The sequence below is a fragment of the Stenotrophomonas sp. RS-48 genome, assembly GCF_030053245.1.
Taxonomy (GTDB): Bacteria; Pseudomonadota; Gammaproteobacteria; order Xanthomonadales; family Xanthomonadaceae; genus Stenotrophomonas; species Stenotrophomonas maltophilia_P.
Window position 1 is genome coordinate 1 of record NZ_JASGBV010000136.1, and the last position, 8,848, is coordinate 8,848.

General features: G+C 65.2%; 6 protein-coding genes and 3 tRNA genes. 1 reads left to right on the top strand and 8 read right to left on the bottom strand.

All coding sequences use genetic code 11. From position 1 onward, the window contains the following. Nucleotides 1-115: 115 nt before the first annotated feature. The 5 genes from QMZ25_RS18705 to QMZ25_RS18725 all read right to left on the bottom strand — a co-directional run bounded on the left by QMZ25_RS18705 (nt 116) and on the right by QMZ25_RS18725 (nt 2,689). A tRNA-Thr gene (locus tag QMZ25_RS18705) sits at nt 116-191 on the bottom strand. A gap of 48 nt (nt 192-239) precedes the next feature. Continuing rightward, nucleotides 240-313: transfer RNA gene (locus tag QMZ25_RS18710), tRNA-Gly, on the bottom strand. A 25-nt stretch (nt 314-338) separates the two neighbouring features. Continuing rightward, nucleotides 339-424: transfer RNA gene (locus tag QMZ25_RS18715), tRNA-Tyr, on the bottom strand. 137 nt (nt 425-561) lie between these two features. Then, nucleotides 562-1,578 (bottom strand): isoaspartyl peptidase/L-asparaginase, encoded by a 1,017-nt coding sequence (locus QMZ25_RS18720; RefSeq protein WP_065182867.1) that lies wholly within the window; start codon nt 1,576-1,578, stop codon nt 562-564. An 88-nt stretch (nt 1,579-1,666) separates the two neighbouring features. Then, entirely contained in the window at nt 1,667-2,689 is a 1,023-nt protein-coding gene (locus tag QMZ25_RS18725; RefSeq protein ID WP_053520321.1) for a cyanophycinase, read from the bottom strand. Nucleotides 2,690-2,858: 169 nt separating this feature from the next. On the opposite strand from QMZ25_RS18725, the gene QMZ25_RS18730 reads away from it, so the two are divergent. After that, nucleotides 2,859-5,597 carry a TonB-dependent receptor gene (locus tag QMZ25_RS18730; protein ID WP_283220119.1) on the top strand — a complete coding sequence of 913 codons (2,739 nt, stop codon included), beginning with the start codon at nt 2,859-2,861 and terminating at the stop codon, nt 5,595-5,597. Between the two features lie 74 nt (nt 5,598-5,671). Here QMZ25_RS18730 and QMZ25_RS18735 read toward each other — a convergent pair whose 3' ends face one another. From QMZ25_RS18735 to pth, 3 genes are all read right to left on the bottom strand, one after another. After that, complete coding sequence (locus QMZ25_RS18735; protein WP_283220120.1) at nt 5,672-6,367, bottom strand: hypothetical protein; 696 nt, start codon at nt 6,365-6,367, stop codon at nt 5,672-5,674. Nucleotides 6,368-6,978: 611 nt separating this feature from the next. Then, on the bottom strand, nt 6,979-8,070 hold the full coding sequence (ychF, locus tag QMZ25_RS18740; RefSeq protein WP_053520317.1) for a redox-regulated ATPase YchF: 1,092 nt from the start codon (nt 8,068-8,070) through the stop codon (nt 6,979-6,981). A 102-nt stretch (nt 8,071-8,172) separates the two neighbouring features. Continuing rightward, nucleotides 8,173-8,751: an aminoacyl-tRNA hydrolase gene (pth, locus tag QMZ25_RS18745; RefSeq protein WP_053520316.1), complete on the bottom strand. Its 579-nt coding sequence runs from the start codon at nt 8,749-8,751 to the stop codon at nt 8,173-8,175. Nucleotides 8,752-8,848: the final 97 nt, after the last annotated feature.

Genomic DNA, 8,848 nt, shown 5'->3' on the forward strand with positions numbered 1-8,848 from the left:
TCTTGCCGTGGTCGACGTGACCGATGGTGCCGACGTTGACGTGCGGCTTGGTGCGCTCGAACTTACCCTTGGCCATGGCTGCTTATCTCGAATTCGTCTGGTGTGGTGCTGAAGATGGTGCTCACGAAAGGAATCGAACCTTCGACCTCTTCCTTACCAAGGAAGTGCTCTACCGACTGAGCTACGTGAGCGAGTTTTGCATTATGGCATGAACTCGATAACATTCAAAGTTCATTCAATGGAGCGGGAGACGGGAATCGAACCCGCACCATCAGCTTGGAAGGCTGAGGTTCTACCATTGAACTACTCCCGCACCGGGAAGTGCCACAACGTGAAGCTGGTGGAGGGAGGTGGATTCGAACCACCGAAGGCGTAAGCCAGCAGATTTACAGTCTGCCCCCGTTGGCCGCTTGGGTATCCCTCCGTTTCAACCCCATCCCGTGCCGCCGAAGCGTTGCGGTGTGTGGTGGTGAGCCCGCAATTCTGGAGATGAAGCGGGGGCCTGTCAACGCTTTTTTTCACTTTTTTTCACATGCGTCGCAAACCCTTTGATACGCAAGCCTATTGCCCGGGCAGTGCCAAGGCCTCGTCGGCGAAGATCGCCACATGCGGAACGCCGTCGGCACCGATCCAGCCGCGGTACATGCCCTGCGTGTTGAACGGCGTGGCCGCTTTTCCATCGGCGGAGAGCACGATCGCACCGCCATCCCCACCCATCTGCGGAATCGCCTCGTTGATCACGCCCCTGCCCGCCTCCGCCGGCGACTGGCCCTGGTAGCGGATACGCGCGCAGATCTCGTGCGCGGCAGCGGTGCGGATGTAGTACTCGCCCCACCCGGTCCCCGACACCGCACAGCGTGCATCGGCCCAGGTGCCGGCGCCGATGATCGGCGAATCGCCGACGCGCCCGTAGCGCTTGTTGGTCATTCCTCCGGTGGAGGTCCCCGCTGCCAGGCGCCCCTGCGCATCCAGCGCAACCGCACCGACCGTGCCGAAGTGCCGGGCCGTTTCCAGGTCGGCGTGGGCCTGGCCGCCGGCCTCCTCCTTCAGTGCGCGCTGCAGCTGCTGCCAGCGCTTGTCGGTGCGGAAGTACGAAGGATCGACCAGGGTCATGCCCTGCTCGACGGCGAACGCCTCAGCGCCCTGCCCGACCATCATCACGTGTTTCGATTCCTGCATCACGGCCGTTGCCAGCAGGATCGGGTTGCGTACGCGCTGCACGCCGGCCACCGCGCCGGCCGCCTGGGTGGCGCCATCCATCACGGCCGCATCCAGCTCGTTGCGCCCGTCGTGGGTGAACACCGCGCCTTTGCCGGCATTGAACGTGGGATCGTCCTCGAGAACGGTGATCGCTGCGGTGACCGCCGCCAGTGCAGGGCGACCGGCTGCCAGCTCGGCATGCCCCTTCAGCAGCGCCGCACGGAGTGCCGCACGTGCCGCCTTCTCCTCGGCGGCGGACAGATCCTTGCGCTCGACGCCGGCACCGCCATGGATGACCAGCAGGGGCGACGCATCCGGCGCAGCATGGGCGAGCAACGGCAGGGACAGCAGCGCAGACAGCGCCAGATGAAGCTTCATCGATATCTCCGGAAATGGAAGCGATGGCATCGAGCAGGCTCGACGAGATGCCTGAAGGGAAGCGCCGGCGCGCGGCCGGCAGCAGCGGTCAGCGACGGATCAGTTCAATCCGGCCACCGTCAACATCGACCGCTGCGTGATAGTCGGCATCGGCCTGGAAGTCGTCCAGCCGCATGCGGCCACCGCTTGCCACCACGGTAACCGGCACAGCGTGGAAACGCAGCGGTTCGCCCTGCGTGAGCCGGTCCGCGCCACGGCCCGGGCGGACCACCCAGACCCTGCCATGACCATCGGCGCTGTAGACCTGCGCGCGTCCGTCAGGCTCCACGCACAGCGCGGTGTCTTCGTCCACGCCGATGCCGATCATGTCCGGGTCGCCACTGTCCTGCGCGGCACGGGCAACGAAAACGATCAGGCGACCGAGACGATCACGCCGGTCGAAGTGGGTGTCGGTGACCACCCGCTGCAGATAGGGCATCTGCAGGAAGCCACTGTCCATCGTCACCGCGCTGCCCATCGGGTCGGCCAGCGCGGCGGCGGAGGTGACGCTGCCACCGTCAAGCGCGCCGTAGGCATAGCCACCGAGGATCGCCAATCCGGCACTGGTGCCGGCGATCGGTTTGCCGGCACGGACGTGGGCATTGAGCGCGCGGTTGAGTGCGGTCCCCTTCCAGAAGCGGATGTAGCGCGACTGGTCGCCGCCGGCGATGAAGATGGCGTCGGCCGCGGCCACCACCCGCAGTACGGCCGGGTCGTCGGCGCCACGACGGCTGTCGAACACCAGGGTCTGCACGGCGGTGGTGCCGCCGATGTCATGGTGCAGACGCTCCTGCAGCTCGTCGCTGCCGGAGGCGCGCAGGATCAGCACGCGGCCATTGCCGGCCTGCTTCAACCACCACTGGAACGCCTCCGGCACCCACTCTCCGCCGCCCATCAGCATCATCGCCGGCGCCCTCGGCCCCGGTCGCGGGGCATCGAGATCGCCGGTCTCGTAATAGGCGAATCCCGGCCCCTGCAGGTCCTGCGCGGACGCGGCCAGCGGCGAGCCCAGGAGAACCAGCACTGCCAGGCCGGCAAGCACGTGACGCAGCCTTCGATGGAACCGTCGCATCTTGATCTCCCTGAACAGAAACGACCTGCAAGCGTTTTCACTCTTTGCCAGATGGGTCATCAGTAGTCAAGGGCATGAAAAAGGCGTTAAATGCCGGCGCCCATTGCGGAAATCTGAATGGGGGATGGGCCCCTCCTCTGCGGGCCGGCATTACTTCCGGGAACTTCTCATGCGTAGACAGGCGATGGCGTGGTCGATCCAGCTGGCGTTGATGGGCCTTGCCGCTTCTGCGGCGGCCCAGGCTCCGGCCTCCTCTCCGGTACGGCAGCTCGATGCGGTACAGGTCACCGGCTCACGCATTCCGCGCGCCCAGGTCGAGGGCCCCGCCCCGATCACGGTGATCGACGCCGAACAGATCCGTTCCAGCGGCTTCACCACCGTGCCCGACGTGCTGCGGGCAATGACCCAGAACGGCGGCGAGACGCAGAGCCAGCAATCCTCCAGCGGCGCCGACTTCTCGCCGGGTGCGCAGCAGGTCGACCTGCGCGGGCTGGGGCCCAACCACACCCTGGTGCTGGTCAACGGCCGCCGCATCGCCGATTTCCCGATGCCGTTCCAGGGCCGCAGCAACTTCACCGACGTGTCCAACATTCCGCTGGGCATGATCGACCGCATCGAAGTACTGACCGGCAGCGCCTCGGCCATCTATGGTTCGGACGCGATCGCCGGCGTGGTCAACTTCATCCTCAAGAAGAAGGCCGACGGCACCACGGTCGACGTGCGCATGGGTACCACCAGTGAAGGCGGTGGCGATTCCTTCGACATGAGTCTGTCCAGCGGGTTCAGCGCGGGCCGCTTCAATGCGGTGTACAGCGTGGAGCTGCAGTCGCAGACGCCGCTGTGGGCCTATGAGCGCGACATCCAGGATTCGACCCAGGACGGGCCGACCGAGGGCTCGCGCATCGCCCGCCGTGCCTACCTGCGCACCGACTACAACGATGACTACCTGGATCCGGGCGCGGCCACCTGCGATGCCCTGAGCGGACAGAACCAGGGCAGCACCTACCATGCCTTCCGCCCCCGCTACGGCTACTACTGCGGCAGCGACGCGTCGATCGGCTACGGCACCATCCTCAGCAAGCGCCGCGGCGCCAACGGCTATGCCTCGCTGAGCTATGACTTCGACAACGGCCAGCAGTGGTTCGCCGACGTGCAGATGGGTTACCACACGCTGGCGCTGATGCGCGATGTGACGTCGTGGGGCCGCATGGCCGCCGACGGAGACGAGTCGGGCTACTTCAGCAACGAAGCCACCGGCGAAATCGAGTTCTGGCAGCGCCAGTTCTCACCCGAGGAAATGGGTGGCCTGCGCAACGCGATGGTGCGCAGCACGCAGAAGACCTTCAGCGTGACCACCGGCTTCAAGGGCAACCTGGCCGGCAACTGGGATTACGAAGCGGCGTTGAGCCATTCGCAGTACCAGTCGCGGATCAGCTGGCCGCAGATCATCGCCGGCAGGGCCAACGACCTGTTCCTGGGCCCGCAGCTGGGCGAGGACGATGACGGCTTCCCGATCTACAACGCCGATCCGTCGCGGCTGTACCGCCCGCTGACCCGCGCCGAGTACGACGCGATCGCCGCACGCACCACCTATACCCCGAAGTCCCGCACCGAGACGGCCGCCCTCACCCTGACCAACGGCTCGCTGTTCGCCCTGCCCGGCGGCGATGCCGGTTTTGCCGCGACCGTGGAAGTGGGCCAGCAGGCCTACGCGCTGAATCCCGATCCGCTGGCGACCCAGTACTACTACTACAGCTGGAAGGATTCCGACGGCAAGGGTTCGCGCAACCGCTGGGCAACGGCCGCCGAGCTGCGCATGCCGCTGCACGAGACGATCAACCTGAGCGTGGCCGGTCGCTATGACCAGTACCGCTACTCCGGCCACACGATCGGCAAGGCGACCTGGAGCGGCGGCCTTGAGTGGCGCCCGGTCGAGAGCCTGCTGGTGCGCGGCTCGTACGGCACGGCCTTCCGCGCCCCGGACCTGCACTACGTGTTTGCCGGCCCCGGCAACGACGAGACCAGCGCCGAGGACCTGTACAGCTGCCGCGCCGAACAGGCCGACGACTGCTCGGACTACGAGCGCAACGTCATCCGCAGCCGCAGCGGCAACCGCGAGCTGGACCCGGAGACCAGCACCTCGTGGAGCGCAGGCTTCGTCTGGTCGCCGGCCGCAGGGCTGGATCTTTCGGTGGATTGGTTCGACATCGACATGCGCAGGCAGGTGCAGGACATGGACGTGCGCACGATCCTGGCCAGTGAAGCGAACTGCCGCCTGGGCGACGCCGACATCACGTCACCGACCTGCGTGGACGCACTGGCGCGGGTGACCCGGACCGCCGACGGCCGCCTGTACGGGGTGCACGTGAATCCGATCAACGTGGCACGCGAGTCGACCTCAGGCATCGATGCAGGCCTGCGCTACCGCCTGCAGACCGGTATCGGTGACTTCATCTTCAACGGCAGCCACACCTGGGTGAAGAAGCACGATTTCCAGCGCTACACCGGCGATGCGATCGAGGACCAGTTCGCGGTGAACAGCGGCTTCGACATCCCACGCACCAAGAGCAGCGTCAGTGTGACGTGGGAAAAGGATGCGTGGTCGGCCACCGTGTACGGTTCGCGACTGGGCAAGCTGCCCACCTCGGACAGCTACGACCAGGTGTTCGACTGGGACAGCGGCGACAGCCCGTACATCAGGGCCACGTACCGCTACAACGCGTCGGTACAGTATCGCTTCGACGACCACTCGCGCCTGTCCCTGTCTGTGGTCAACGTGTTCAACAAGATGCCGCCGAAGGACGCCACATACACGGCGTACCCGTACTACGACGTCTCCTGGTTCGACAGCGTGGGCCGCACGATCAATCTGCAGTACACGCACAAGTTCGGCGGCAGCGCGCTGTAAGGCGTGCCGCTGCATTGAACTCAGGCGGGAAGACGGGGGCGCAGGCCTCCGTCCCCTTCCGCGTGCAGTTCCGCTCAGGACGTAGACTGCGCCGGCTCCGCAAAGCGCCAGAAGACACGGACCACATCAAGCATCTGTCCATGCAGTTCGTCGTACCGGGCAATCACCCCCGGCGCGAACGTCGCATTACCATTCGCGTCCAGCGGAACCGGCTCCCCCAGCGCGCGGGCCATGTCGATGTAGAAATAATGCATATCACCGTAGGGACGCTTGCTGTCCATCAGCATCACTGCTCTCCCCAGCGTGCGGGTGTTCATGCTCCGCAGCAGTGCAAGGTGTTCCGGTGACACTGCCACCACTTCATCGCCCCGGGAGCCATCCGTGGCCGCGGTCAGGACGTAGCGACCGGGCTCAAGCTTTCCCCCGACGATGAAGCTGGATGCGATCCGGGCAAGCCGTCTGGCAACGGCCTGCCCCTCATCGGTGCGTCGTCCTGCTGGCTCCCGGCAGATACGGCCCAGTGCTGCATAGGCGATCAGTGCCTCTGGATCCTCCGGGTCAACAGAGTCCAGGTAGATACCACCGCTTTCGCTGAAGTCCGCTTCGGGTCGCAGCCGCTCGCGCATGGCACTCAACAGGCTGACCGCACTGCACTCCGGGGCTGATGCACTCCCTCGTGCAGGCCGCACGACCATGTACTGGTAGCCGTAGGCCAGAAGCAACCCGAGGGCCGCGATCGCCACTACCCACCCATACGTTCGCGTCGTCATAGCAACTCTCCGGGTCGCGCACAGGCGTGATGCCGCCCGTGTCAGTGGAAGGGTCAGAGGCCAGCCTGAAGCAGCACCGCGCCGCGCACCATGCAACAAGTCCGAAATCGGAATCTGCTGTCGGCCGTGGTTTTCCACACCACGCGTGGAAAGCGATGGGGGCTTGGTGTGGACAAGTAGGCGAGAGCCTTGCGCCTCAGGCGTTTCCATGCGTGGTTATTTTTTGTCCACGGCCGCGATTGTTTTCCACACGGCGCGTGGAAGGCAATGGGAACTTGATGTGGACAAGTGGGTGAGAGCGTTGTCGCGCAGGCGTCTCGAAGCGTGGTGAAATTTTGTCCACGGCGTGCGGACAAGCTTCTGTAGAGCCGAGACCATGCTCGGCTCCGGCTGGCATCAGCCGGGCATGGGCTCGGCTCTACAGCGGCACGCTGGGTTTTCCACACCGCGCGTGGAAAGCGGTGGGGGTTTGATGTGGACAAGTGTGTGCGAACGTTGCGCTGCAGGCGTTTCAGAGCATGGTCAATTTTTGTCCAGCGCAGAGACGGATGCCGGAAACGCGGACGCCCCGCTCGGGGCGGGGCGTCCGGGGTCGATCCGATGACGCTGGATCAGACGTTGAAGCGGAAGTGCAGCACGTCGCCTTCCTGCACGCGGTATTCCTTGCCTTCCAGACGCAGGCGACCGGCTTCCTTGGCACCGGCTTCGCCCTTGTACTTGATGAAGTCGTCATACGCGATGGTTTCGGCGCGGATGAAGCCCTTCTCGAAGTCGGTGTGGATGACCGCGGCGGCCTGCGGGGCGGTGGCACCCTTGCGCACGGTCCAGGCGCGGACTTCCTTCACGCCGGCAGTGAAGTAGGTCTGCAGGCCCAGCAGGCTGTAGGCCGCGTTGATCACGCGGTTCAGGCCCGGCTCGCTCAGGCCCAGGTCGGCCAGGAACGTGTCGCGATCCTCGTCGTCAAGCTGCGACAGTTCTTCCTCGATCGCGGCGGACACCGGTACCACCTGCGCGCCCTCGGCGGCAGCGTGCGCGCGCACGGCTTCCAGGTGCGGGTTGTTCTCGAACCCGTCCTCCAGCACGTTGGCGATGTACATCACCGGCTTCAGGGTCAGCAGGAACAGGTCGCGCACCAGCGCCTTCTCTTCCTCGTCCAGACCCACCGAACGGCCGGACTTGCCGTCAGAAAGCGCAGCCTGCAGCTTGGCCAGCACCGGCTTGCGCGCGGCGGCCTCCTTGTCGCCACCCTTGGCAGCGCGCTCGGCGCGGTTCAGCGCCTTCTCGACGCTATCCAGATCAGCCAGGGCCAGCTCGGTATCGATGGTTTCGATATCCGAAATGGGATCGACCTTGTTGTTGACATGGATGACGTCGGCGTTCTCGAAGCAGCGCACCACGTGGGTGATCGCATCGACTTCGCGGATGTGCGCGAGGAACTTGTTGCCCAGTCCTTCGCCGCTGGCAGCGCCGGCGACCAGGCCGGCGATGTCGACGAATTCCACGGCGGTCGGAATGACCTTCTGCGGGTTGATGATCGCTGCCAGCTCGTTCAGGCGCGGGTCCGGCACCGGCACGATGCCGACGTTCGGTTCGATGGTGCAGAACGGGAAGTTCGCCGCGGCGATGCCCGCCTTGGTCAGCGCGTTGAACAGGGTCGACTTGCCGACGTTGGGCAGGCCGACGATGCCGCATTTGATACCCATCTTTGACAACCTCTGGGGTGAAATTGATTGGGAAAACAGCGCGCGCGCCGCTTTCCCAAGCTGTTTCAATCGATCATTGCGGGTGCCAACCGGGGTTGGCAGCTACTTCGGGGTGTTCAGGCGCTTCATCGCTTCATTGAAATCGCCCTGCACGGCCAGCGGCATCACGTCGATCGCATCGTCGATGGCGCGCGCGATCAGCAGGTCGTCGTCCTTGGACGGGCGGCCCAGCACCCAGCCCACCACGCGATCCTTGTGGCCGGGATGGCCGATGCCCACGCGCAGGCGATGGAACTTGCCGTGACCCAGCAGGCGGATGGTGTCACGCAGGCCATTCTGGCCGCCATGACCGCCGTCGAACTTGAGCCGCGCCACACCGGGCGGGAGGTCCAGTTCATCATGCGCCAACAGGGTTTCCTCGGGCTCGATCTTCCAGAACCGCTGCGCGGCGGTGACCGATTTGCCACTGAGGTTCATGAAAGTGGCAGGCTTGAGCAGCCATACCGTCTGCCCGGCGATCTCGACCTTGGCGGTCTCGCCGAACAGCTTGCTGTCCACGTTCCATCGCGCCCCTGCCTTTTCCGCCAGGGCCTCAACGAAATGAAACCCGGCATTGTGCCGGGTCCGGGCGTGCTCCGATCCGGGATTGCCCAGACCGACGATCAGTCGCAGTCCTGCCATTGGATCTTCCTGTAGATGCCGGGGCGGCGCCTGCCGGAGATCTTCACCACCATCGAAGATCGCGCCCGCCACCTGGAGGGGTTCATCCGCGGATACG